Raw genomic sequence first — 25480 nt, forward strand, 5'->3', positions numbered from 1 at the left:
ATGGTGTCATCGCGTGAAGGAAGGGGTTTGACGGGCTTCCCGCTGCAAGGCGGCCGGTGCGCGAGCAAAGTGAACGAAGCGCGCACCGGCCGCGCGCGGCGAATCCGCAGTGAATTGATCGAGAGGAAACCGAAGTGTCAGCGACACTGCGTTTTGACAATATCGGCAAGGTGTTTCCCGGCGTGCGCGCGCTCGACGGCGTGTCGTTCGACGTGCACGCGGGCGAAGTGCATGGCTTGATGGGCGAGAACGGTGCGGGCAAGTCCACGCTGTTGAAGATTCTCGGCGGCGAGTATCAGCCCGATTCGGGCCGCATTCTGATGGACGGCAACGAGATGCGCTTCGCCGATGCGGCGGCGTCGATTGGCGCGGGCATCGCCGTGATTCACCAGGAACTGCAATACGTGCCCGACCTCACGGTCGCGGAGAATCTGCTGCTGGGCGCGCTGCCCAACGCGCTCGGCTGGGTGAGGCGTGGCGAGGCGCGCAAGTTCGTGCGCGAGCGCCTCGCCGCGATGGGCGTGGATCTCGATCCCGCCGCGAAGCTGCGCAAGCTTTCCATTGCGCAGCGCCAGATGGTGGAAATCTGCAAGGCGCTGCTGCGCAATGCGCGCGTGATCGCGCTCGACGAGCCCACGAGCTCGCTCTCGCACCGCGAGACGGAAGTGCTCTTCAAGCTCGTGCGCGAGTTGCGCACCGACAATCGTGCGCTCATCTACATCTCGCACCGCATGGACGAGATTTACGAACTCTGCAACGCCTGCACGATCTTTCGCGATGGCCGCAAGATTGCCTCGCACGAGAAGCTCGAAGAGGTCAAGCGCACGACGCTCGTGGCCGAAATGGTGGGGCGCGAGATCAGCGATATCTACAACTACTCGCCGCGCGAGCATGGCAACGTGCGCTTCGCGGTGCGCGGCATCGAAGGGCATCCGCTCAACGAGGCGGCCAGCTTCGAAGTCAAGGCGGGCGAGATCGTCGGCTTTTTCGGGCTCGTGGGCGCGGGCCGCAGCGAGCTCATGCAGCTGATCTACGGGACGCACCGGCGGCGCGCGGGCGAGATCGAACTCGACGGCAAGCCGATCCGCGTGAAGAGCGCGAGCGACGCGATTCGTCAGGGCATCGTGCTGTGTCCGGAAGATCGCAAGGAGCAAGGCATCGTTGCGATGGCAACGGTATCTGAGAATATCAACATCAGTTGCCGCCGCCACTTCCTGCGCGCGGGCATATTTCTCGATCGCAAGAAGGAAGCCGAAACGGCCGACCGCTTCATCAAGCTCCTGAAGATCAAGACGCCGAGCCGTCGCCAGAAGATCCGCTTTCTCTCGGGCGGCAACCAGCAGAAGGCCATTCTTTCGCGCTGGCTCGCGGAACCCGACCTGAAGGTGGTGATTCTCGACGAGCCCACGCGCGGCATCGACGTCGGCGCGAAGCACGAAATCTATAACGTGATCTACCAGCTCGCCGCGCGCGGCTGCGCGATCGTGATGGTGTCATCGGAATTGCCGGAGGTGCTTGGCGTATCGGACCGCATCGTGGTCATGCGCGAAGGCCGCATTTCCGGAGCGTTGCCGCGCAGCGCGGCGAGCGAACACGCGGTGCTGGATCTCGCGCTGCCGCAAGGCGCGCAGGCGAGAGCGGCATGAATGGACCGGGAGGAGTGACTGAAATGCAAGCCAGAGAGAACCTGGCGGCGGAAGCCGCCGATGCAGCGAAGAGCGTGGCGCAAAGCGCCGCCGACGCGCTGATTCCCAAGACCAGCGACAAGCAGAAGTGGTGGCAGCAGATCACCGAGTACAGCCTGATCGTGATCTTCGCGATCATGTTCATCACGATGTCGCTGAGCGTCGATCATTTCTTCTCGATCGAGAACATGCTCGGCCTCGCGCTGTCGATCTCGCAGATCGGCATGGTGGCCTGCACGATGATGTTCTGTCTCGCCTCGCGCGACTTCGACCTTTCCGTGGGCTCGACCGTCGCGTTCGCGGGCGTGCTCTGCGCGATGGTGCTCAATGCCACGAACAACACCTTTATCGCCATCGTTGCCGCCGTGGCCGCGGGCGCCGCGATTGGCTTCGTGAACGGCGCGGTGATCGCGTATCTGCGCATCAACGCGCTGATCACCACGCTCGCCACCATGGAGATCGTGCGCGGCCTGGGCTTTATCGTCTCGCATGGCCAGGCCGTGGGCGTGTCGTCGGATACCTTCATCGCGATGGGCACGGCGTCTTTGTTCGGCGTGCAATTGCCGATCTGGATCACGCTCGTGTGCTTCATCGTGTTCGGCGTGATGCTCAACCAGACCGTGTACGGACGCAACACGCTCGCCATCGGCGGCAATCCGGAAGCCTCGCGGCTCGCGGGCATCAAGGTCGAGCGCACGCGCGTATGGATCTTCTTGATCCAGGGCGCGGTAACGGCGCTTGCGGGCGTGATCCTTGCGTCGCGTATCACGTCGGGCCAGCCGAATGCGGCAGAAGGCTTCGAGCTGAATGTGATTTCCGCGTGCGTGCTGGGTGGCGTATCGCTGCTGGGCGGACGCGCAACGATCTCGGGTGTGGTGATCGGCGTGCTCATCATGGGCACGGTCGAGAACGTGATGAATCTGCTCAATATCGACGCGTTTTACCAGTACCTCGTGCGCGGCGCGATCCTGCTCGCGGCGGTGTTGCTCGACCAGTTGAAGAATCGCGGCGCGCGCGATTGAAGCCGGCGACCGATCGATTAATCAGGAACCCAATACGATGACGTCTTCCGCCAACGCCTCAACGGACGCACCAACCAGCGCACCAACCAGCGCATCAGTCAACGCACCCGCGGACGCGAAAGCGCGCCATGCGCACGAAAGCTATGCGTGCTACCCGAGCCTCGCTGGGCGCGTGGTGTTGATAACGGGCGGCGCGACCGGCATCGGAGCGTCGTTCGTCGAGCACTTCACCGCGCAGGGCGCGCGCGTGGCGTTCTTCGATATCGACGCGAGCGCAGGTCAGGCGCTGGCCGACGAGCTTGGCGACTCGCGCCACAAGCCGCTTTTTCTGGCTTGCGACCTCACCGATATCGCCGCGCTGCGCGCCGCCGTCGCCGACGTCAAAGCGGCGCTCGGACCCATCGAGGTGCTCGTGAACAATGCCGCCAACGACCGCCGGCACACGCTGGCCGAAGTCACGCCCGAGTCGTTCGACGCAGGGGTTGCCGTGAACTTGCGGCATCAGCTCTTCGCGGCGCAGGCCGTGGCCGAGGACATGAAGTCCGCGCATGCGGGCTCGATCATCAATCTGGGCTCGATCAGCTGGATGCTCAAGCAGGCCGATTTGCCCGTCTACACGATGAGCAAATCGGCGGTGCAGGGCCTCACGCGCGGGCTCGCGAAGGACCTTGGCCGATATGGCATTCGCGTGAATTCGCTCGTGCCGGGCTGGGTGATGACCGAGAAGCAACGGCGCCTGTGGCTCACCGACGAAGGGCGCGAGGCGATCAGGCGCGGGCAGTGCATCGACGCCGAACTGCTGCCCGAGGACCTCGCGCGCATGGCGCTCTTTCTCGCGGCCGACGACAGCCGCATGATCACGGCGCAGGACATCGTGGTGGACGGAGGCTGGGCATGAGCGCGACGGATCACGAAAGCGATAACGAAAAGAAAAGCGAAGGCGCATCGAACGAAGCCGTGGCCGAGTTGCTGGTGCACGCGAAATGCGAGCTGGGCGAGGGCGCGACGTGGTGCACGCGTAGTGGCCGCCTCTACTGGACCGACATCGAAGGCAAGCGTCTGGCGTGCTATGACGCTAACGCATCCGGCGAAAAGCATGTCACGTGGGACATGCCTGAACGACTGGCGTGCTTCGCACTTTGCGAGGACGAGCGCACGCTGCTGCTCGGTCTCGAATCGCGGCTTGCATTCTTCGACCTGGAAACGGGCGCGATAGATACCATCGTCGAGGTCGAGCCCGGCGTGCCCACGCGCCTCAATGACGGGCGCTGCGATCGCCAGGGCCGCTTCGTGTTCGGCACGAAGTACGAAGCCGAGCCGATGCAGGCGATCGGCGGGTTCTACCGTTTGAATCACGACCTCACGCTCGAACGCCTGCCGCTGCCTGCACCGGCGATCTCGAACAGCATCGCCTTCAGCCCGGATGGATCGACGATGTACTACTGCGATTCGCCCACGCGCGAGATACGCGCGTGCGATTACGGCGCGGACGGAACGATTGCAAACCAGCGCACTTTCGCTGTGCTGACCGACGAGACCGGCGTGCCGGACGGCTCGACCGTCGATGCCGAAGGCGGCCTGTGGAACGCGCAATGGGGCGGCGAGCGCGTGGTGCGCTACGGCGCCGACGGCCTGGAAACCGGGCGCGTAAAGATTCCCACAGCGCAGCCAAGCTGCGTTACGCTCGGCGGAGCGCTGCTGGACACGCTCTACGTCACGAGCGCGCGTGCGGAAATGGACGAGGCGATGCTCGAGCGCGAGCCGCACGCAGGCGGCGTGTTCGCAGTCCGAATCAGCCGCGTGGGCCTTGCGGAGCCGCTGTTTCAGGGGCGTCGGCGCGCTTGAAGCGGTTAATCAGGCGTTGCTTGAAAGGTATTCGATTCATTTTGCAAGGCGGTCTGCTCGCGTGGCCGCCGGCGCGAGGTGCACGCTATGGCGCGCACCGCGCATCGCTTGAGCATGGGTAGTCGTTGTAGTTCGGCAACAGATGCAGTCGATCGGTAGTGTGCAGTCGGCTTGCCAGTGATTGCCTGGGCGGCCGGTACGACAAGAAGGAGAAGGGCGAATACAAGAAGCGGCCGTGGGCCCGTGCACGAACTGGCACGGTGCCGCCAGGCCACCGGTGAGCCGCCTTTTGCGGCGGTGATCGAACATGCCTCTCGAGGAGCACATCTCATGAGCGTTGCGAATTCCGCTGTGCGTCGACCTGCCCGTTCCACCATGACCTCAGGCGCCAGCAGCGCAAGCGTGCCACCTGGCGCGTCATCAACCTCTTCCACCTCATACACCGCCTCGTCCACCGCCTCGTCCACCGCCTCGTCCGCCGCATCGTCCACCACCTCGCCCGCCGCTACGCGCCGCGCGCGCCTCGAAGCCGCTACTCCCCCTGTCCTGCCGGGCCCGAGCACTTCGGCGGTGGCGATTGGCGCGACTGGCACGAGCGACGTGACTTGCGTGACGCTGGCGAATGCGTATCTGAGACTCGACGTCGCGCCCCAACTAGGCGGCGGCATCACGCGTTTCGACTGGCGCAGCGAAGGCGCGCTCGAGCCGGTGTTCCGGCGCTGCGAGCGCGTGAGCGCACGCATGGATCCGAACGATCTGGCGTGCTACCCGCTGCTGCCGTATTCGAACCGTATCGGCGCGGGGCGTTTTCATTTCGATGGACGGCAGGTCGAAGTGCCGCGCAATCGCGCGAGCGAGCCACTGCCGATCCACGGTGATGGGTGGCTTGCGCACTGGACTGTCGCGGAGGCCGACCGCGAGCGCGTGCGCCTCGTGCTCGACCGCAGCGGCGGCGAGCCTTACGCCTATCGCGCCGTGCTTACCTATGCGCTCGATGGCGCAACGCTGGCGATGACACTCGAAGTGGAGAATATGGGGCGCGAGGCACTGCCGTTCGGCCTGGGTGTTCATCCGTTTCTCGCGCGCGACGCGAGCACCGAGCTTTCCGCGCCCGCAAGTGGCCTGTGGCTTTCGGGCGCCGACTGGCTGCCAGTGCGTCACGTGCCTGCGCCGCCCGCATGGCAGTTCGGCGTGGCGTATCCGCTGCCAGAACAGTTGGTGAATCACGCCTTCAGCGGCTGGAGCGGGCGGGCGGCCGTGGTCTGGGAGCGCCGCCGGCTCTCGCTCTCGATCTGCGCGAACACCGACTATTACGTGCTCTACACGCCGCCTGGCGAGCACTTCTTTTGCTTCGAGCCCGTCGATCATCCGATCAACGCGGTCAATCTCGAAGGCGGCGGCGGGGCGCACGGCATGACCGTGCTCGGCCACGGCGAGCGGCTCGTGCGCACATTCAGCTTCACCGTCGAGCGTATGGACATGCGCGAGACGGCAAGCCCGCACCGTCAAGGCGCGCGCGGGCGGGCCGGGGCGCGAGGCGCGAAGGGAGGGCGCGGGCGGCGCGCGGCGGGCTGAGGTTTGCCGCGGAGGGCTGTGCGACGCGAGTGCGGGGCGCCGGCAGCCAAGCCGGGTAAAATACGCGCCGTTTTCCCTACACCAGCTCACCGCGAGTCTTCACCATGACTTCCTTTACTCAGACCCTCGGTGCCGCCTGGCAGCGCACTGGCTCGCTGCTGTGCGTCGGCCTCGACCCCGAGCCCACGAAATTCCCGGCCGCGCTGGCGGGCCGCAGCGATGCGATCTTCGAGTTCTGCCGTGACATCGTCGACGCCACGGCGCCCTACGCGTGCTCGTTCAAGCCGCAGATCGCGTACTTCGCCGCGCACCGCGCCGAAGACCAGCTCGAAGCGCTGATCGCACATATCCACGAGAAGCATCCGGGCCTGCCCGTGATCCTGGACGCCAAGCGCGGCGACATCGGCAGCACCGCCGAGCAGTACGCGCGCGAGGCGTTCGAGCGCTTCAAGGCCGACGCCGTGACGGTCAATCCCTATATGGGCTTCGATTCGATCGAGCCGTGGCTCGCGCATGAGGGCAAGGGCGTGATCGTGTTGTGCCGCACCTCGAACCCCGGCGGCTCCGACCTGCAGTTCCTCACCGTCGATGGCAAGCCGCTTTACCAGATCGTGGCCTCACTCGCTGCGCAAAAGTGGAACGCGAGCGGCGAGCTCGGCCTCGTGGTGGGCGCGACGTTTCCGAAGGAAATCGAGACGGTGCGTGCGCTCGTCGGCGACATGCCGCTCCTGATTCCGGGCATCGGTGCGCAAGGCGGCGATGTCGAAGCCACGGTGAAGGCGGGCCGCACCGCCAACGGCACGGGCATGCTCATCAACTCGTCGCGCGCGATTATCTACGCGAGCAAAGGCGAGGATTACGCGCAGGCGGCTGCAAGGGCTGCTGAGGAAACGCGCGACAGGATCAACGCGTATCGCTGATGCCGGCAGGCCGGTGCGCAGGGCACCGGCCCGCCTTGGAGTCTGTATTCGCGCTTCCCGAAACTAAGAAAGATCCTCGTGTATTTGAAGTAATTAAGAAAAGTCCCATTCGATACCCGACGCTCCCTCAGTAAGATCTGAGCCGTTGTGGGCGAGCTGTAGGAGAGATTCGTGATTTCCTCCGCTTGTTCATCGGAGTTCCGGCACGCGCTATTGGCCTGCTTCTGTAGGGGCCAACGCGTGATTGCCCTGGCTCGCAGCGCCGGGCGCGCAGACCAGCCAGGCAAATGTCTCGTTCCCGGTCGACGAATGGCGATCGTCGCCAGTCATCAGGCGACGCTCCAACGGAACACGCTGTAGGGAGCGTGTCGCGGATGGTCGGTGTGACCATCCGCATTTGGCAGGGCTTTTGCGGCGCATCCATGGGTGCGCCGCTTCTTTTTTGTGCACGGCGCCCGCACGGGCGCTTCAAAAAAGCACTCGCGTTCCCGAACGCAGCTCAATCCTTTCTTGCGGCCGCTATTCCCGCTATCCCAGCCGGCTTGCCGAATAGCTCGAGGATCCCGCGATGCAGCGGGTATTTGTCGACGAGCGCATTCACATCCGCAATCTCGAACTCGCTGAACTCGAACCCCGGCGCAACCGTGCAGCCCACGAGCGCATACGTGGACGGGTCGCAGCAGCGCGCCGCGAACCAGTGTCCTGCGGGCACCACCGCCTGAAATACCGTGCCCGGATGATCGAGCGCGTGGCCGAGCTTGCGCGTGGAGAGGACGCCGCGCTCGTCGATCGAATGAATCTCGACGGGCGAGCCCGCGTAGAAGTGCCACAGCTCGTCGGACCGGATGCGGTGCCAGGCCGAATAGGCGCCGTTCGCGAGGAGGAAGTAGATCGCGGTCGAGGCCGCGCGCAGGCCTTCGTCGGCCGGTGTGCCGTCGCGGCGGACCAGCTTGTCCGAACGGTAGGTTTCGCTGTAGTAGCCGCCTTCCGGATGGGGTTCGAGCCCGAAGCGGCGGATCAGTTCGTCGACGGCGCTGCCGGCATTCCGGACGCTGGCCGGGGCGGTTGAATTCTCGATGGTCATGGGTGCGGGCCTCCTTGTCCTTGTCGATCGCACGACGCTGTCAGGTTTGGCGTAGGGTCGGTCATCTCCGGGCGTTGGGCGTTCGAGGAGGCCGGACGGCTTCAGCGTTCCTTTTCGTCGATCAGCGCCAGCAGCCCTCGCAGCGCATGGGTTGCAGCCTGCACGCGGATCTGTTCGCGGTCGCCTTTGAAGACCAGCGTTTCGACGCTCGTGTGCAACCGGTTGCTCCAGCCGAACGACACCATGCCGACCGGTTTTTCCGGCGTGCCGCCACCCGGGCCGGCGACGCCTGTGATGGCGAGCGAAACTTGTGCCCGGCTGTTGCGCAGCGCGCCTTCGGCCATCGCGCGCGCGACTGGCTCGCTCACGGCGCCGTGCTTTTCGATGAGCTCGGCCGGCACGCCGATCATCTCCGTCTTCGCCTGATTCGAATACGTGACGAAGCCGCGTTCGAACCAGCCGCTGCTGCCGGAAATGTCGGTGATGGCGGTGGCGACCATGCCGCCGGTGCAGGACTCGGCGGTGGCCAGCATGATCCGGGCGTCACGCAGCTTGTTGCCGGCGCGGATGGCGAGTTGGTGAACGACGGAATCGGTAGACATGAAGAAGTGTCCGTGGCGGTGTGGCGGTTTGTGTTCGCTTGTGTTCTTTTGGGGAGCGGTGGCGGCGTGTGAGGCGTGCGTGGCGCTCAGACCGACATGCGCCAGAGCGCGACCACGAGCAGCGTGAAGAACGCGGCAACGAGGTCGTCGAGCATGATGCCGAAGCCGCCCTTGAAGCAGCGCTCGAAATAGCGGATGGGCGGCGGCTTGACCGTGTCGAAGAGACGGAATACGACGAACGCCCAGAGTTTGCCCATGAAGCCGATGGGCGTGATCATCAGCAGCACGAGCCAGAACGCGACAATCTCATCCCAGACGATGGCCGAAGGGTCTTCGGTACGCAGCGTCTTCGCGGTGAAGCCGGTGATGCCGATGCCGGCAAGAAAACCCACGACGATCAAGAGGCCCCAGTCAAGCACCGTGAAGTAGCGGTTGAGCACCTCGAAGGATGCCCATGCGAACAGGGTGCCGGCCGTGCCCGGCGCGAGCCGCGAAAGTCCGGCGCCGAAGCCGAGCGAGATGATATGCAGCGGATGCGTGAGCATGAACGGCGCGTCGGCGCGGCGCGGTCCCGTGCTGGCGGTGTTCGCGGCGTTGGGGCTTGTGGCGCCGTTCGCACCGTTTGTACCGTTTGTACCGGGCGAGCCGGAAACGGGCTGGCCGGCCGTCGCGAGTTTGTCGGCGGGCGAGGGCGTGGGGTCAGTCTGCATGGAAATGATCGAAGCCTTGCAACGTCAGATTGAGCGGCGCACCGGACGCGTCGCGCCACGCGATCGCGGGCCACGCCTGCGTGGTGCGCCTTGTTTGCGCATCGACCGCATCGGCGGTCCCGGCCGATGCGGGGGAGGCGGCCGTCTCAGGAGAAGTTATTGTACCGATGCGCGTCACGCGCACGCCCGCCTGTTGCGCCGCTGCCTCGACGGCCCCGCGCTGCGCTTGCGCCGCCGTGAAGCAGAGTTCGTAGTCGTCGCCGCCGGCGAGCGCACATTGCAGCTGTAGCGCGCGCGGCAGGCGCGCGAGCGCGTCCGAGAGCGGCAGCGCGTCCACGTCGATCTCGGCATTCACATGCGAACGCTCGAGGATGTGCCGCAGGTCGCCGGCAAGGCCGTCGGAGACGTCCAGCGCCGCGCGTGCGATGCCGGCGAGCGCGAGGCCGAGCGCAACGCGCGGCTCGGGGTATTCGAGCGCGCGGCGAAAATGCGTGGCGTCGGCGCCATCGATCCGCGCTTGCGGCCAATCGCCGCGCAGCACGCCCAGACCGGCACGCGCGTTGCCGGGCGTACCCGACACCCAGATGTCGTCGCCGGGCTGCGCCGCATCGCGCCGAAGCGCGGCGTCCTGGCGCACGGAGCCGAACACCGTGATGCATAGATTGAGCGGCCCGGCGGTGGTATCCCCGCCAATCAGCTCGCAGCCATACCGGTCGGCCAGCTCGAAAAGCCCGCGGCTGAACGCTTCGAGCCAGTCCTCGCGCGGCTTGGGCAGTGCGAACGCGAGCGTAAAGCCGAGCGGCGCCGCGCCCATCGCGGCGAGATCGGAGAGATTCACGGCGAGCGCCTTGTGGCCGAGCGCGTGAGGATCGACGTCGGAAAGGAAGTGACGGCCCTCCACGAGCATGTCCGTCGAAACGGCCAGCATCTCGCCGGCTGCGGGCGCGATCAGCGCGCAATCGTCGCCGATGCCCAGCGCGGCGCGGCGCGTGTTGGTGCGTGCGCGTCGCGCGAAATAACGGTCGATCAGGGAGAACTCGGAAAGCATGACGAAAGGTCTATGGCAAATGGCTCGGATGGTCTGGCGCGAGCCCCGCCGGCGGGGCGTTTCCCTCGTTCCGGTCGCGGCAGATGCGCTCCATCTGTAAAGAATGCTGTTGTGGATTGGCGCTACAATGCGATCGATCCAGATCTTGCCATTCTAGTCTGCACTCACGTCCTGCCTGCCATGTCGAATTCCGCCACGAACAAGCTTCGCGAAGCCGCCCTCGACTATCACGAATTTCCTGTGCCGGGAAAGATCGCGATTGCGCCGACCAAGCAAATGATCAACCAGCGCGACCTCTCGCTCGCGTACTCGCCGGGCGTTGCGTTCGCGTGCGAAGCGATCGTCGAGAATCCGCTGAACGCCGCGCGCTTCACGGCGCGCAGCAATCTCGTGGGCGTCGTGTCGAACGGTACGGCCGTGCTGGGCCTCGGCAACATCGGGCCGCTCGCGTCGAAGCCGGTCATGGAAGGCAAGGCGGTGCTGTTCAAGAAGTTCGCGGGCATCGACGTGTTCGACATCGAGCTGAACGAGACGGACCCACACAAGCTCGTGGACGTGATCGCCGCGCTCGAGCCCACGTTCGGCGGCATCAATCTGGAAGACATCAAGGCGCCGGAATGCTTCATCGTCGAACGTGAAGCGCGCAAGCGCATGAAGATCCCGGTCTTCCACGACGACCAGCATGGCACGGCTATCGTGGTGGCGGCGGCGTTCACCAACGGTCTGAAGGTCGTGGGCAAGGACATCAAGAAGGTGAAGCTCGTGGCCTCGGGCGCGGGCGCGGCGGCGCTGGCGTGTCTCGACCTGCTGGTCGACCTTGGCCTGCCGCTCGAGAACATCTATGTGACCGACCTCGCGGGCGTGGTCTACAAGGGCCGTACCGAGCTGATGGACCCGGTCAAGGAGCGCTTCGCACGCGAAACCGAAGCGCGCACGCTCGCCGAAGTAATCGAAGGCGCCGACATTTTTCTCGGCCTTTCCGCAGGCGGCGTCCTCAAGCCGGAAATGGTCAAGCAGATGGCCGGCAACCCGCTCATCCTCGCGCTCGCGAATCCCACGCCGGAAATCCTGCCGGAACTCGCGCTCGAAGTGCGTCCGGACGCCGTGCTCGCGACGGGCCGCACGGACTACCCGAACCAGGTGAACAACGTCCTGTGCTTCCCGTTCATCTTCCGCGGCGCGCTCGACGTGGGCGCGACCACCATCACGCGCGAGATGGAAATCGCCGCCGTGAATGCGATCGCGGAACTGGCGCGTCAGGAGCAGAGCGACGTCGTGGCTACCGCCTACGGCATCCAGGATCTGCAATTCGGGCCGGAATACCTGATTCCGAAGCCCTTCGATCCGCGCCTGATCGTGAAGATCGCGCCGGCCGTCGCCAAAGCGGCGATGGATTCAGGGGTCGCGACGCGTCCGATCGAGGACATGGATGCCTACATGCAGCACCTGCAGCAGTTCGTCTATCACAGCGGCACGACCATGAAGCCGATCTTCCAGCTCGCGCGCGCCGCCGAGCCGGAGAAGAAGCGCATCGTGTTCGCCGAGGGCGAAGAGGAGCGCATCCTGCGCGCGGTGCAGATCGTGGTCGACGAAAAACTCGCGAAGCCCATCCTGATCGGCCGCCCGGCAGTGATCGAGCAGCGCATGGCGCGCTACGGCCTGCGTCTTGTCGCGGGTCAGGACTACACGGTCGTCAACACCGACCACGACGAACGCTACCGCGAGTTTTGGCAGAGCTACGCGAAGCTGATGGCGCGCAAGGGCATCACGCAGCAAATGGCGAAGCTCGAAATGCGCCGCCGCACGACGCTGATCGGCTCGATGCTCGTGGAGAAGGGCGAGGCCGACGGCATGATTTGCGGCACCGTCAGCACGACGCACCGCCATCTGCATTTCATCGACCAGGTGATCGGCAAGAAGGCGGGCTGCAATGTCTACGGAGCGATGAACGCGCTCGTGTTGCCGAACCGCCAGATCTTCGTGGTCGACACGCACGTGAACGTCGACCCGACGCCCGAGCAGCTTGCCGAGATCACGATCATGGCGGCCGAGGAGGTGCGGCGCTTTGGCATCGAGCCGAAGGTCGCGCTGTGCTCGCATTCGAACTTCGGTTCGAGCCTCGCGCCTTCGGCGCAGAAGATGCGCGATCTGCTGGAGATCCTCAAGGAGCGCGCGCCGGACCTCCAGGTGGACGGCGAGATGCACGGCGACGTCGCACTCGACGCGAACCTGCGCCGCGAGATCCTGCCGGAGTCGACGCTGGAAGGCGACGCGAATCTGCTCGTCATGCCAAACATCGACGCTGCGAACATCTCGTACAACCTGCTGAAGACGGCGGCGGGCAACAACATTGCCATCGGCCCGATGCTGCTCGGCGCGGCCAAGCCGGTGCATGTGCTGACCGCTTCGGCCACCGTGCGCCGGATTGTCAACATGGCTGCACTGCTGGTCGCGGATGTGAACGCGGCGCGTTAGTTTTTCGGGCAAGCTCGCATCAGGCCGCATCCCCTGCGGTCTGATATTTCGCACAGATGGCTTCGTACCGGCGGCGCGCCGCTCGCCGCCGGTCTTGGACCCGCGTTTCAGGTTGATGTCTGGTGTCGTATGGCACCATTTCCACGGTTGTAAAATTTACCGGTTTGACGCTTGTGCGCGGTCAAGCCCGGTGTGCCCTCGCGGGTGCGTGATTGCTTCCAGGGACCATTAGCGATACCCTTACGTCTTTCATGGTCGTCGAACGCGTGATCCGAGAGGCGGAAATCCGGGGATGGTACGTGCATGGTACGTATAGGACTGCCTGATGATACGACCACGAAAGGTGGCGGCGCATTGGCCGGGTCGGCCCGTGCAAGCCATTGTTTTAGTGGGTATTCTGAAAAGCGTTCAAGCCGGATTCGGCATCTCCGGCGTTTTGCATCGGCGGCGTCAGGCGTTTTTCTGGCGATGGCGCTGGTGTGCTCGCAAGGCGCCGCAGCGCGTACTCAGGCGCCGGACGACGCTGGAGCATCGGTTGGCACGGTGAGCGTGGGCGAGTTGCCGCGCGAAGCGGTCAACACGCTCAGTCTGGTTGCTGAAGGCGGGCCTTATCCGTTCGAGAAGGACGGCGTCGTGTTCGGCAACTACGAGCGGCAGTTGCCGCGACAGCGGCGCGGCTACTACCACGAATACACTGTCCCGACGCCCCGTGCGCACAACCGTGGCGCGCGGCGCATCGTCTGCGGCGGTCCGCTCCGACGCACGGATAACTGTTATTACACCGACGACCACTACGCCAGTTTTAAGCGAATTGTTGAATGACACCGGGAAAAGCAGCATGAGCGATAACACTTACGCGCACGACCCGCAGGTCGCGAGCGATCTGTTCGCGTCCGGCGAGGGCAACCTGTTCCAGCGCGTCATGCAGATGCATCACGACGACCAGCAGCGCGATGCCGCGCGCAGGAGCGAAGCGAATTCATTGAACGAGGAGGCCATGAGCCTGTTTTCGACCGTCAGGCCGAATATCGTCCAGTCGATCCGCGCGTTTCGCGTGCAGGATCTCGCCGACGAGGCGCAGCGGCTGCAACAGCATTTCCTCTACGCGTATTGCGCCAACGCTCAGACCAAGCAGGAAGTGCTCGAAACCATTGCCACATCGTTTCTCTTTCCGAAGCATTTCGGCAAGAACTACGATGGTTTGTACGACTGCCTGACCGATCTGGTGCAAAAGGCCGGTGAACAACCGGGTTTCGTGGTCGTGCTGGATGGCCTGCCGATCGCGCAGAAGTTCGACAAGGACGGGCGCGAGACGCTGCTCGACGTGTTCCGCGAAGCTTCGGAGTACTGGGGCGAGCGCAAGGTGCCGTTCCGCGTCTTTTATTCGTTCGCCTGAGCGATATGCGGCGCCTTGAGGGCGCTATCGCTTGCCCGTCGTTTGCTATTTTTGCTGTTTGATTGCCGTCGCATTCTTGCGACAAAAATACACAGGCCCGCCGCATGATGACATGCGGCGGGCCTTGTCATTTTTACCTGCCTGGCGTTGCCTGCCTTGGCCGGCCCTTTACCAGCCGCCCCAGCGCGCGGCCAGTGCGGCGAGTACGGCGATGCCCGCCGTTTCGGTGCGCAGGATGCGCGGCCCGAGCCCCACGGCGATGAAGCCGTGATCGAGCGCCGCTGCTTCTTCCGGTGACGAAAAGCCGCCTTCCGGGCCCACTAGCACGGTGATCTCGCCTTGCGGCGGGGTGTGCGGCAGGGTTGCAAACGAGACATTCGCGCGCGGCGAAAGGAGCACGCGCAATTCGCCTTCACCAGGCGTTTTGGGCAATGAACCGAGCCACGTGCCGATCTCGCGCGTGGCGCTGACTTCGGGCATGCGGTTGCGCCCGCATTGCTCGCACGACGCCTGGACGATGCGCTGCCAATGAAACTGGCGGCGTACCGCGCGCTCGCCCACGAGGCGCACGACGCTGCGCGAGGTCGTGAGCGGCACGAAGTTCGTCGCGCCCAGTTCGACCGCTTTTTCGATCAGCCAGTCCATCTTGTCGCTGCCGGCAATGCCTTGCGCGAGCGTGAGCCGGTACGGCGGCTCGGTCTCGATGTCGCGGAACGGGCCGACGCGCACCTGCGTGTCGCGACGCTCCATGGCGATAATTTCAGCGCTGAATTCACCGCCCATGCCGTTGAATAGCACGATCGTGTCGCCGGGCTGCAACCGCAGCACCTGAACGTGGCGCGTCACTTCGTCCGGGAGAGTGAAGACGTCGCCGGACTGTAAAGAGTTTCCGACGAAAAAACGGGGCATAAGACAAGTTCTCATTGCTTCATGACAGATGGCGAGCAAGCGCCCAGCGGTAGCCGTCGAGGTCTTCGACCTGAGCAAAACGGTCACCCCAGAATTGGTCCTGCGGCTCGCTCAACGATTTCGCGCCAGCGTCCAGCGCTCGCGCATACACCGCGTCGACATCGTCGACGTAAAGGTAAAAGGATTGGGGGGCGATAGCATCCGTGCTCTTCGGCGTGCGCGCCGTCGAACCGAATGCGCCCTCCGGCGCGAACATCACGATCAACTGATCGCGATAGGTCATTTCCACATGCATCACCGCACCGTCGTCCTCCACGCAATCCCGTACCGCAAAGCCGAAAGCCGCCCGGAAAAACTCGATTGCGGCACGCGCGTCGCGCACCGTCAGATACGGCGTCAGCCACGGCACGCCGGCGGGGCGGGGTGGGGTCATCGGATTCTCCCGGTTCGGGTTTAGGGCGAGGCGGAGTTGCTGGAGGCTGTCTGAGTCGGCTGGCACGCAAAAGAATGTAACGAACTCAGCGATTCTCCAACGTTGCGCTTCCTAAAACTGTAGGAATTGGCCTAGTTTATCGCGGGAGGACTGAGGCGCCGTCAGACGTGCCGCATGCAGGCGCGCACCATACAACCGTGCTCCGCTCAGTTGGCTAACGCGTGCGCAGGTGTCGGGAAAACCGTACAGGGCATCGGCGGTGAGACGAAAGGGGCGCGGCAAGGTCAAGGCAGATAAATCGGACCAAGTTGAGGTAAATATACGGACATGCGGCCGAGCTACCGCCGCCTGGCAGCGCCCATCAGCGCGACTCCCATGCTGCGCAGCCGCGCACCGGATGCGCTCAGGCAGTGTTGGGGGCGGATCTACTTCGAATTCCAGACCAGCCGTGGCCTCGGGCAAATCCTACAGCCAGGGAAAGTCCCCACGATCTGTTAGAATATCGCCCTTTGCAGCCCTCTCCGTTTGCTCTGGCCGTTTGCGTCTTCCTGGCGCCGCATCGCGCGCCGTAGCGAACGTTTTTGCCGAGCTTCCGGAACCAACGCTGCTGCGCGCCTGCTGTTGAACACAGCCGCCCCAAGCCGCTTTTTGTACTCGTTCCCCGGACTCGACATGACGACCTCGTCCTCCCCCGCTACCACTCAATTAATGGCCAACGCGATTCGCGCGCTGTCCATGGACGCCGTTCAGCAAGCGAATTCCGGCCACCCGGGCATGCCCATGGGCATGGCCGAGATCGCCGTCGCGCTGTGGTCGCGCCATCTGCGCCACAACCCGACCAATCCGCACTGGAGCGATCGCGACCGTTTCGTGCTGTCGAACGGCCACGGTTCGATGCTGCTGTACTCGTTGCTGCACCTGACCGGCTACGACCTGCCGATGGCGGAGCTGAAGAACTTCCGTCAGATGCACTCGAAGACGCCGGGCCACCCCGAGTACGGCATCACGCCGGGCGTCGAGACCACCACGGGGCCGCTCGGCCAAGGTCTGGCGAACGCGGTCGGCATGGCGCTGGCTGAGGCGCTGCTCGCCGCCGAGTTCAACAAGGTCGACGCGAAGATCGTCGATCACCACACCTACGTGTTCCTCGGCGACGGCTGCCTGATGGAAGGCATCTCGCACGAAGCCTGCTCGCTTGCCGGCACGCTCAAGCTGAACAAGCTGATCGCGCTCTACGACGACAACGGCATCTCGATCGACGGCGACGTGGTCAACTGGTTCCACGACAACACGCCGGAGCGCTTCCAGGCCTACGGCTGGAACGTGATCCCGCACGTGGACGGCCACGACGTGGACGCCGTCGACGCGGCCATCCAGAAGGCCAAAGCGTCGGACAAGCCCACGCTGATCTGCTGCAAGACCATCATCGGCAAGGGCGCGCCCACCAAGCAGGGCGGCCACGACGTGCACGGCGCGGCGCTCGGCGGCGAAGAAATCGCCAAGTGGCGCGAAGCAGCCGGCTGGAAGTGGGAGCCGTTCACGCTGCCGCAGGAAGTCTACGCAGACTGGGACGCCAAGGCTGCCGGCGCGCAGCTCGAAGCCGCGTGGAACGAGCAGTTCGCCGCATACCAGACCAAGTACCCGGCCGAAGCCGCCGAGTTCGAGCGCCGCATGGCTGGCAAGCTGCCCGCCGAGTGGGCGCAGCAGGCTGCCCAGATCGTCGCCGGCGCGGATTCGCGCAAGGAAACCGTCGCGACGCGCAAGGCTTCGCAGCAGGCCATCGAAGGCCTCGCAGCCGCACTGCCCGAACTGCTCGGCGGCTCGGCCGACCTGACCGGCTCGAACCTCACCAACTGGAAGGCCTCGAAGGCCGTGCGCGCGGCCAAGGAAGGCGAGACCGGCATCCAGTGGGGCAACCACATCAATTACGGCGTGCGCGAGTTCGGCATGAGCGCGGCGCTCAACGGTATTAACCTGCACGGCGGCTACAAGGCGTTCGGCGGCACCTTCCTGACGTTCTCCGACTACAGCCGCAACGCGCTGCGCGTGGCCGCGCTGATGAAGTGCCCGTCGATCTTCGTGTTCACGCACGATTCGATCGGCCTTGGCGAAGACGGCCCGACGCACCAGTCGATCGAGCAGGTCGCGAGCCTGCGCCTGATCCCGAACATGACGCTCTGGCGCCCGGCCGACACCGTCGAAACCGCAGTGGCCTGGACCGAGTCGATTGCGCATCACGGCCCGTCGTCGCTGGTGTTCAGCCGCCAGAACCTCGCGTTCAACGAGCGCACGGATGCCCAGATCGCCAACATCGCGAAGGGCGGCTACGTTCTCAAGGACTGGAACGACGATATCCCCAGCCGCAAGATCATCCTGATCGCCACGGGCTCGGAAGTCGAACTGGCGATGAAGGCCGTCGAAGCGCTGCAGCGCGAAGGCATCGGCGCCCGCGTGGTGTCCATGCCGTCCACGAACGTGTTCGACAAGCAGGACGCCGAATACCGCGAGCGCGTGCTGCCCAAGGGCGTGCGCCGCGTGGCGATCGAAGCCGGCGTGACCGACTACTGGCGCAAGTACGTGGGCCTCGAAGGCGGCGTGGTCGGTATCGACACGTTCGGCGAATCGGCCCCGGCAGGCGTGCTGTTCAAGCACTTCGGCTTCACGGTCGAGAAGGTCGTTGCCACGGCCAAGGCTGCGCTCGACAACTAAGCTTCGCTCTCGGGCCCGCCTTGCGCGGGCCCGTTGTTTTTGAATTCGTTTTTGAATTCGTTGTGCGCGCCCCGTCGCGCCGCCCCAGCGAGGCGGGCCGCGCCAGCAGCATCGGTATCAGGATTTTTCAGCCCTCAGGAGATAAACCATGACCATTCGCGTCGCTATTAACGGCTACGGCCGTATTGGCCGTAACACGCTTCGCGCGTTCTACGAGAACGGCAAGAAGCACGACATCCAGATCGTAGCGATCAACGACCTGGGTGACGCGAAGACCAACGCGCATCTGACGCAATACGACACGGCACACGGCAAGTTCCCCGGCGACGTGTCGGTGGACGGCGATTACCTCGTCGTGAACGGCGACCGTATCCGCGTGCTGGCCAACCGCAACCCGGCCGAGCTGCCGTGGGGCGAGCTGGGCGTCGACGTCGTGATGGAGTGCACGGGCTTTTTCACGACCAAGGAAAAGGCCAGCGCGCACCTGAAGGGCGGCGCGAAGAAGGTGATCATCTCGGCGCCGGGCGGTAAGGACGTCGACGCAACGATCGTCTACGGCGTGAACCACAACGTGCTGAAGGCCGAGCACACGGTCATCTCGAACGCATCGTGCACGACCAACTGCCTGGCACCGCTCGTCAAGCCGCTGAACGACAAGATCGGCCTCGAAACCGGCCTGATGACGACGATCCACGCGTACACGAACGACCAGGTTCTGACCGACGTGTACCACGAAGACCTGCGCCGCGCGCGCTCGGCCACGCAAAGCCAGATCCCGACGAAGACGGGCGCCGCTTCGGCCGTTGGCCTCGTGCTGCCGGAACTGAACGGCAAGCTCGACGGCTACGCAATCCGCGTCCCGACGATCAACGTGTCGATCGTCGACCTGTCGTTCATCGCCAAGCGCGACACGACGGTCGAAGAAGTCAACGCGATCATGAAGGAAGCTTCGGAAGGCGCGCTCAAGGGCATCCTCGGCTACAACGAAGCACCGCTGGTTTCGGTCGACTTCAACCACAACCCGGCATCGTCGACGTTCGACGCCACGCTCACGAAGGTCTCGGGCCGTCTCGTGAAGGTGTCGAGCTGGTACGACAACGAGTGGGGCTTCTCGAACCGCATGCTGGATACGGCGGTTGCTTTCGCGAACGCGAAGTAAGCCCGCTTGTGCCGCCGCCGGGCCTTAAGGTCCGGCGCGTGCCACGAAAAAAACCGCTCCGAAGTCATTCGGGGCGGTTTTTTTTCGACCTTATTTTCCGGCGTCGATGGCAGGCGCCGGGGCGGGCGCGCTGGCGGGCGATGCAGGCGAGGGTGGCCTCGGGAAGTAGACGCCCGCGCGCTGGGCCGCATTGGCGATATGCGCTTCGATGGCTGCGCCCGCAGCCGCGCTGTCACGCGCCTTGAGCGCCGCAACGATCAGGCTGTGCTCGCGATGCGTGGAGAGCACGAGCTCGCGCCGGTAGAACGGCATGCGCTGGCTCTCCTTCATGATGTCGGCGCTGCTGCGCAGGATCGACTCGATCGCCGAATTGCCCGCGAGACTCACGATGCGCATGTGGAATTCGAAGTCCAGTTGCGCGGCTTCGTCGAGCTCCTCGCAGGCGAGCGCCTCATGCAGCATCCCGGTGTTGTGCTCGAGCCAGGCGATGTCGGCGTCGCCGATCGCGAGCGCCGCCATGCGTGCGGCGAAGCCTTCGAGCGCGTAGCGCATCTGGTAGGTGTCGGGCAGCGACGACTGATCGGCAAAGCGCCATGGGTGAGCACTCGTGGCTTGCGCATTCGTCACGTAGACACCCTTGCCCGCGCGGATCGACAGCATGCCGAGCGCTTCGAGCGTCGAAAGCGCTTCGCGCAGCGACGCGCGGCTGATCGCCAACTCCTCGGAGAGTTGCCGCTGGGCGGGCAGGAGACTGCCGACCGGGTACAGGCCGCCTTCGATCCGTGCGCGGATCGTGGCAACGGCGGCGTCGGTAACGGTATGCGGAACGTTCTTCATCGGATGACGTGGAGCACTCGCGTGGTCTGACCTGCATTGTAGTCTTACCCAGCGCACCTGCATGGTGCGCCGCATCAAAACCTTCTGGCGCGGCGCGCGATGGTTGGGCTGGTCTGCTAGCTGGTCTGACCACGCAAGGGTAAACACCGCGCTCAACTTCCTTGACTCCACTATATCGGCTTTCTACTATTCGCCATAACAGATCTGGTCAGACCAGTCGGAACAGTTGATCGCCCCCCCAAGGAGACAGTCGTGAGGAAGTTCTTCAATTCGCTATTTGGCCGTGTAGTGATTGCCCTCGTACTGGGCATCGTAGTTGGTGCGGTATTTCCCCATTTCGCCCAGTCCTTGCGGCCGCTCGGCGACGGCTTTCTCAAGCTCATCAAGATGGTGATCGGACCGATCGTGTTCTGCGTGGTCGTGGGCGGCATGGGTCACGCGGGCGACCTGAAGAAGGTGGGCCGCGTCGGTTTCAAATCGCTGGTCTACTTCGAGGCAATGACGACCGTCGCGCTCGTGATCGGCGCCGTGCTCGCGTATGCGACGCGTCCGGGCGCCGGCATGAACGTGGACCTGCATTCGCTCGATGCGGCCTCGCTCGCGACCTACACGGAGCACGCCAAGAGCCTGAAGGACACCGCTGGCTTTCTGCTGAAGATCATTCCCGATACCGCGTTCGACGCGTTCGCGAAGGGTGACATCCTGCAGATCCTCGTGTTCTCGGTGCTGTTCGGCAGCGCGCTCTCGCTGCTCGGCCCGAAGGCGCAGCGCGTGCACACCATCATCGACGAGCTCTCGCACGTGTTCTTCCGCGTGATGGGCTTCATCATCAAGCTCGCGCCGCTCGGCGTGCTTGGTGCGATCGCGTTCACGACCGGCACTTATGGCGTGGCCTCGCTCAAGCAACTCGGCTTCCTCGTGGTCGTGTTCTACGCGAGCTGCGCGGTGTTCGTCGTGGTCGTGCTCGGCATCGTGATGCGGCTCGCGGGCTTCAACATCTTCAAGCTGATCCGCTATCTGCGTGAAGAGCTTTCGATCGTGCTCGGCACCGCATCGTCCGACGCCGTGCTGCCGCAAATCATGCGCAAGCTCGAATGGATGGGCGTGAAGGACTCCACCGTCGGCCTCGTGATTCCGACCGGCTATTCGTTCAACCTCGACGGTTTCTCGATCTACCTCACGCTCGCCGTGATCTTTATCGCGCAGGCCACCAATACGCCGCTTTCGATTCACGATCTGATCGTGGTGGTGCTCGTGTCGCTCATCACGTCCAAGGGCGCGCACGGTATTCCCGGCTCGGCGATCGTGATTCTTGCCGCGACGCTCTCCGCGATTCCCGCGATCCCCGTGCTCGGCCTCGTGCTGATTCTGCCGGTGGACTGGTTCGTCGGCATCGCCCGCGCACTCACGAACATGATCGGCAACTGCGTCGCCACCGTGGTGGTCGCGGTGTGGGAGCGCGACATCGACAAGGCGCGTGCGAAGCGCGTGCTGAACTTCGAAGAAGGCTACCTCTACGCGCCGGCGGGCGAAGACGAAGCCGATGCACAGATGGATGCCCCGGCGCTCGGCGGCAAGCCTGCCCACGCGCTCTGAACCGAATGCGCCGCCCTGCCCGTGCGGGCGGCCTGTCTTCGAGAGCGTGACCGCGGTGTCCGGCGCGCTCTCGCATATGCAATTGAATATCTTCCCCGACGATGGCATCCCGTGCCGGAGTGTCGGGCGAACTGGCCTGAGCGAGGAGCTCGCATGAAAACCCTGCTGTTGGAACCCTTGACGCGCGAGGCCTTCGCGCCATTCGGCGACGTGATCGAACTCGACGGCGCGCACCATTTCCCGATCAACGGCGGCACCACGGAGCGCTTTCACGATCTGGCGTCGATCGACGTGGGCGAGGCGGGTGGCCGGCCCATCGTCAGCGTATTTCGCGCCCAGCCGCGCGCCTGGCCCATCGAGATCGCGATGATGGAGCGGCATCCGCTCGGCAGCCAGGCGTTCGTGCCGCTCGGCGACGTGCGCTACGCCGTGGTCGTCGCGCCGGCGGGCGAACTCGATCCGACACAATTGCGCGCGTTCTGGGTCGAGAGCGGGCAGGGCGTCAATTATGCGAAAGGCGTCTGGCACCATCCGCTGCTCGCGTTCGATCGCGTGAGCGACTTTCTCGTGGTCGACCGCGGCGGCCAGCAGCCGAACTGCGACGAGCTCGCGCTGGACGGCACCTGGCGGCTCGTGCACGCCGATGAGGCTGTCGCTCTCGCCTGAGCTTCGGCGCGGCTGCTGAGCAGCCCTCGCGACAAGGCCCGGCGCCGCACGCGCCGAATCCCGCCGGGGCGCACGCCTCTCAAAATCGCGGTGCCAGATTATGGCGCCCAGGCACGACGCCCAGGCATGCCCCAAAACGAAAACGCCACGGCAGGTTTGCCGTGGCGTTTTAGCTCGCGCGTGCCGGGGATTCCCCGCCCCGCGCACGCGCGCTGCTCGCTCAGTGCTTGCGGTGCGGGCAATTTTCCTTCGTACAGGCGCCGTACAGCGCGAGCGCGTGCTCTTGCAGCTTGAAGCCACGTTCGTTGGCAATTGACTGCTGGCGTTTTTCGATTTCGGGGTCGAAGAATTCCTCGACGAGGCCGCAATCGAGGCACACGAGATGGTCGTGGTGGCTGCCCTCGTTGAGCTCGAACACGGCCTTGCCGGATTCGAAGTTGCTGCGCGTGAGCAGACCTGCCTGCTCGAACTGCGTGAGCACCCGGTAAACCGTGGCGAGGCCGATGTCGAGCTCCTCGTTCAGCAGGTTGCGATACACGTCTTCGGCGGTGAGGTGACGCACGGCGCTATGCTGAAAAATCTCCAGGATCTTCAGGCGAGGCAGCGTCGCCTTGAGGCCGATGTTCTTGAGATCGGTTGGATTGGTCATGACGATAAGTCCCTGGAGTACAATGCTGGGTTCTTATGTTAACGGGTTTTTGCCGTTCCGGGCAGTTGCGGCGGAACTCGAACGAACGTCCACAGAATACGCGCGGCTTCGCGACAAGCCCGCACGGTGAGGGAAATGATTCCAGAATTCACAACGATCGGCCGTCGCCTGAGCGGCCGCCGCGTGGGGTGCACCCTGCTGGCCGCGGCCGCGTTCGCGACGCTCGCCGGATGCGGCACTTACGACAGCCTGACGCAGCGTGTTGCCCAAAGCATCACGCCATACCGCATCACCATCGTGCAGGGCAACTTCGTCTCGCAGGAAGCCGCCGCGCAGATGCACGCAGGCATGTCTCGCGCCGAAGTCAAGCAATTGCTCGGCACGCCGCTCCTGACCGACATGTTCCACGCAAACCGCTGGGACTATGTCTTCTATTTCAAGCGCGGCTCGACCGCCGTGGTCCAGCAGCGTGATTTCGTCGTGATGTTCGACGGCGACCGCGTGACGAGCTGGTCGGGCGGCGAAGACCTGCCGTCGAACCTCGAATTGCTCGCCGAAATCGACGGCGATAAATCGGGCAAGAAGGTCAAGGCCGTCGCGGCCGCGCCGGCCTCGGGCGCGTCGGCACCTGCCGCCGCGCAGGCTTCGGCCGCAGGCGCCACGGGCCCGACCGTCGGCGACACGGCGCGCACGCCGTCCTCGGAGCTCGGCACCGCCACTTCGCAATTGCCGCTCGACGCGAACGCGCAAGCCGCCGCGGCCGCGAACCGCGCCACGGAAGCCGTGCAGACGCCGTCTGGCCTGACGCCGTCGGTGCGATCGGGCACGCCGACCTCGACCGCGCTGCCGCAGGGCGTGGGCACGATGCCGTCGCAGATTCAGCTGCAGCGCAAGCCGATGCCGCAAATCCAGGGCGTGCCGCCGTCGAACCCCGTGGGTCCGGCTCCCGGCGCGCAGGGCACTGGCGGCAACGAATCGAACCCGCTGCCGCCGTCGCAGAATGCGCCGCTCACCGCGCCGCCCCAGGCGCCGGCGAACTCGAGCACGGGCGGCTGATCCCGGCGCCGCACATCGGGCTCGCGAGCCTGGCTCGCTTCTCGGGGAGTCGGCGCGGGAAAACATACAGGGCCTGGCGCCATGCGCTGGGCATTTCGTCGGCGGCTTCGGGCCGCCGCGCTTTTTGGCAGCGTCCCGCGTCCGCTTGACGGTCGCCCGATGGCCGCTTGATGGTCGCCTGATAGCCGCTTGACACCCATTCGGTCGTCGACGGTTTTTGGCTGGCGGCGCTGCCGGTTTCACGTTCGCAGGAAGAGCCATGAAAATCGCAATCGCCGGAGCATCGGGCCGCATGGGCCGCATGCTCATCGAAACCGTCCTGAATTCCCCCGAGGTCACCCTTTCGGGCGCGCTCGAGCACAAGGGCTCGGCCGCCCTCGGCCAGGACGCGGGTGCGTTCCTCGGCATGCAAACCGGCGTGCAGATCACCGACGATATCGAGCAGGTCTTCGCGAAAAGCGAGTGCCTGATCGACTTCACGCGCCCCGAAGGCACGCTCGTCCACCTGGAGGCCGCGCAGCGCCATGGCGTGAAGGTGGTGATCGGCACGACGGGCTTCGACGCCCAGCAAAAGGCACAGATCGGGGCCGCCGCGCAGAAAGTCGGCATCGTGTTCGCCGCCAATATGAGCGTGGGCGTGAACGTTACGCTCAAGCTGCTCGAATATGCGGCGCGCTTTTTCGAGACCGGTTACGACATCGAGATCATCGAGGCGCATCACCGCCATAAGGTCGACGCCCCCTCGGGCACCGCGCTTGCGATGGGCGAGGCCGTGGCGCGCGCGCTCGGGCGCGATCTCGACGACTGCGCGGTGTACGGCCGCAACGGCGTGACCGGCGAGCGCGATCCGTCGACGATCGGCTTTTCGGCGATTCGCGGCGGCGATATCGTCGGCGACCATACCGTGCTGTTTGCCGGAATCGGCGAGCGTATCGAGATCACGCACAAGTCGTCGAACCGCCTGTCCTACGCGCAGGGCAGCGTGCGCGCGGCGCGCTTTCTGCAAGACAAGGCCACGGGCCTGTACGATATGCAGGACGTGCTCGGCTTGCGCTGAGCGTCATTTGCTGGGCCGACCGCGCGCCAGCGCCACCAGCAGTCGAC

General features: G+C 64.8%; 22 protein-coding genes and 1 pseudogene. 15 read left to right on the top strand and 8 right to left on the bottom strand.

Annotation, left to right across the window (positions count from 1 at the left end; genetic code table 11):
* The first annotated feature begins 134 nt into the window (after nucleotides 1-134).
* From araG to pyrF, 6 genes are all read left to right on the top strand, one after another.
* A complete protein-coding gene (araG, locus tag L5014_RS13620; protein WP_238464271.1) occupies nucleotides 135-1646 on the top strand; it encodes an L-arabinose ABC transporter ATP-binding protein AraG in 1512 nt (503 codons plus the stop codon).
* A gap of 23 nt (nucleotides 1647-1669) precedes the next feature.
* Entirely contained in the window at nucleotides 1670-2707 is a 1038-nt protein-coding gene (gene araH, locus L5014_RS13625; RefSeq protein WP_238464272.1) for an L-arabinose ABC transporter permease AraH, read from the top strand.
* Nucleotides 2708-2744: 37 nt separating this feature from the next.
* Nucleotides 2745-3605 carry an SDR family NAD(P)-dependent oxidoreductase gene (locus L5014_RS13630; RefSeq protein WP_238464273.1) on the top strand — a complete coding sequence of 287 codons (861 nt, stop codon included), beginning with the start codon at nucleotides 2745-2747 and terminating at the stop codon, nucleotides 3603-3605.
* Nucleotides 3602-4552, top strand: coding sequence for an SMP-30/gluconolactonase/LRE family protein (locus tag L5014_RS13635; RefSeq protein WP_238464274.1), 951 nt, complete (start codon nucleotides 3602-3604; stop codon nucleotides 4550-4552). Before L5014_RS13630 ends, L5014_RS13635 begins: the two co-directional genes overlap by 4 nt.
* Nucleotides 4553-4882: 330 nt before the next feature.
* Entirely contained in the window at nucleotides 4883-6127 is a 1245-nt protein-coding gene (locus L5014_RS13640) for an aldose 1-epimerase (protein WP_238464275.1), read from the top strand.
* A gap of 104 nt (nucleotides 6128-6231) precedes the next feature.
* Nucleotides 6232-7047: an orotidine-5'-phosphate decarboxylase gene (pyrF, locus tag L5014_RS13645; protein ID WP_238464276.1), complete on the top strand. Its 816-nt coding sequence runs from the start codon at nucleotides 6232-6234 to the stop codon at nucleotides 7045-7047.
* A gap of 499 nt (nucleotides 7048-7546) precedes the next feature.
* Here pyrF and L5014_RS13650 read toward each other — a convergent pair whose 3' ends face one another.
* The 4 genes from L5014_RS13650 to thiL form a co-directional block, all read right to left on the bottom strand.
* Nucleotides 7547-8131 (bottom strand): cupin domain-containing protein, encoded by a 585-nt coding sequence (locus L5014_RS13650; RefSeq protein ID WP_238464277.1) that lies wholly within the window; start codon nucleotides 8129-8131, stop codon nucleotides 7547-7549.
* A gap of 101 nt (nucleotides 8132-8232) precedes the next feature.
* Nucleotides 8233-8733, bottom strand: a complete 501-nt coding sequence (locus L5014_RS13655) for a CinA family protein (protein WP_238464278.1) — start codon at nucleotides 8731-8733, stop codon at nucleotides 8233-8235.
* Nucleotides 8734-8819: 86 nt separating this feature from the next.
* Nucleotides 8820-9443 carry a phosphatidylglycerophosphatase A family protein gene (locus L5014_RS13660; protein ID WP_238464279.1) on the bottom strand — a complete coding sequence of 208 codons (624 nt, stop codon included), beginning with the start codon at nucleotides 9441-9443 and terminating at the stop codon, nucleotides 8820-8822.
* Nucleotides 9433-10491, bottom strand: coding sequence for a thiamine-phosphate kinase (gene thiL / locus L5014_RS13665; protein ID WP_238464280.1), 1059 nt, complete (start codon nucleotides 10489-10491; stop codon nucleotides 9433-9435). Before thiL ends, L5014_RS13660 begins: the two co-directional genes overlap by 11 nt.
* A 180-nt stretch (nucleotides 10492-10671) precedes the next feature.
* On the opposite strand from thiL, the gene L5014_RS13670 reads away from it, so the two are divergent.
* From L5014_RS13670 to L5014_RS13680, 3 genes and pseudogenes are all read left to right on the top strand, one after another.
* Nucleotides 10672-12966: an NADP-dependent malic enzyme gene (locus tag L5014_RS13670; RefSeq protein WP_238464281.1), complete on the top strand. Its 2295-nt coding sequence runs from the start codon at nucleotides 10672-10674 to the stop codon at nucleotides 12964-12966.
* Nucleotides 12967-13518: 552 nt separating this feature from the next.
* Nucleotides 13519-13788: pseudogene (locus L5014_RS13675) on the top strand (ribonuclease); the annotation flags it as partial.
* 16 nt (nucleotides 13789-13804) lie between these two features.
* The gene (locus L5014_RS13680; protein ID WP_238464283.1) at nucleotides 13805-14362 is read left to right on the top strand and encodes a barstar family protein; all 558 of its coding nucleotides are present in this window, start codon (nucleotides 13805-13807) and stop codon (nucleotides 14360-14362) included.
* A 168-nt stretch (nucleotides 14363-14530) separates the two neighbouring features.
* Here the strand turns inward: L5014_RS13680 and L5014_RS13685 are convergent, their stop codons facing one another.
* Both L5014_RS13685 and L5014_RS13690 read right to left on the bottom strand, forming a co-directional pair.
* Nucleotides 14531-15271 carry a 16S rRNA (uracil(1498)-N(3))-methyltransferase gene (locus L5014_RS13685; RefSeq protein ID WP_238464284.1) on the bottom strand — a complete coding sequence of 247 codons (741 nt, stop codon included), beginning with the start codon at nucleotides 15269-15271 and terminating at the stop codon, nucleotides 14531-14533.
* A gap of 19 nt (nucleotides 15272-15290) precedes the next feature.
* The gene (locus L5014_RS13690) at nucleotides 15291-15704 is read right to left on the bottom strand and encodes a VOC family protein (protein ID WP_238464285.1); all 414 of its coding nucleotides are present in this window, start codon (nucleotides 15702-15704) and stop codon (nucleotides 15291-15293) included.
* Between the two features lie 672 nt (nucleotides 15705-16376).
* Here L5014_RS13690 and tkt point away from each other — a divergent pair.
* Together tkt and gap are read left to right on the top strand one after the other, a co-directional pair.
* Nucleotides 16377-18413 (top strand): transketolase, encoded by a 2037-nt coding sequence (tkt, locus tag L5014_RS13695; protein WP_238464286.1) that lies wholly within the window; start codon nucleotides 16377-16379, stop codon nucleotides 18411-18413.
* A 148-nt stretch (nucleotides 18414-18561) separates the two neighbouring features.
* A complete protein-coding gene (gene gap, locus L5014_RS13700; protein WP_238464287.1) occupies nucleotides 18562-19572 on the top strand; it encodes a type I glyceraldehyde-3-phosphate dehydrogenase in 1011 nt (336 codons plus the stop codon).
* A 90-nt stretch (nucleotides 19573-19662) separates the two neighbouring features.
* Here gap and L5014_RS13705 read toward each other — a convergent pair whose 3' ends face one another.
* Nucleotides 19663-20409 (bottom strand): FadR/GntR family transcriptional regulator, encoded by a 747-nt coding sequence (locus L5014_RS13705; protein WP_238464288.1) that lies wholly within the window; start codon nucleotides 20407-20409, stop codon nucleotides 19663-19665.
* Nucleotides 20410-20661: 252 nt separating this feature from the next.
* Here L5014_RS13705 and L5014_RS13710 point away from each other — a divergent pair, with 252 nt between their 5' ends.
* Together L5014_RS13710 and L5014_RS13715 are read left to right on the top strand one after the other, a co-directional pair.
* On the top strand, nucleotides 20662-22005 hold the full coding sequence (locus L5014_RS13710) for a C4-dicarboxylate transporter DctA (RefSeq protein WP_238464289.1): 1344 nt from the start codon (nucleotides 20662-20664) through the stop codon (nucleotides 22003-22005).
* A gap of 153 nt (nucleotides 22006-22158) precedes the next feature.
* The gene (locus tag L5014_RS13715) at nucleotides 22159-22671 is read left to right on the top strand and encodes an ureidoglycolate lyase (protein ID WP_238464290.1); all 513 of its coding nucleotides are present in this window, start codon (nucleotides 22159-22161) and stop codon (nucleotides 22669-22671) included.
* 220 nt (nucleotides 22672-22891) lie between these two features.
* Here the strand turns inward: L5014_RS13715 and fur are convergent, their stop codons facing one another.
* Entirely contained in the window at nucleotides 22892-23320 is a 429-nt protein-coding gene (fur, locus tag L5014_RS13720) for a ferric iron uptake transcriptional regulator (protein WP_035534104.1), read from the bottom strand.
* Between the two features lie 135 nt (nucleotides 23321-23455).
* Between fur and L5014_RS13725 the strand changes: the two genes are divergently transcribed.
* Together L5014_RS13725 and dapB are read left to right on the top strand one after the other, a co-directional pair.
* Nucleotides 23456-24376 (top strand): outer membrane protein assembly factor BamE, encoded by a 921-nt coding sequence (locus L5014_RS13725; protein ID WP_238464291.1) that lies wholly within the window; start codon nucleotides 23456-23458, stop codon nucleotides 24374-24376.
* 259 nt (nucleotides 24377-24635) lie between these two features.
* Nucleotides 24636-25433 (top strand): 4-hydroxy-tetrahydrodipicolinate reductase, encoded by a 798-nt coding sequence (dapB, locus tag L5014_RS13730; protein WP_238464292.1) that lies wholly within the window; start codon nucleotides 24636-24638, stop codon nucleotides 25431-25433.
* Nucleotides 25434-25480: the final 47 nt, after the last annotated feature.

It is taken from the genome of Paraburkholderia tagetis (genome assembly GCF_022213065.1).
GTDB lineage: Bacteria > Pseudomonadota > Gammaproteobacteria > Burkholderiales > Burkholderiaceae > Paraburkholderia > Paraburkholderia tagetis.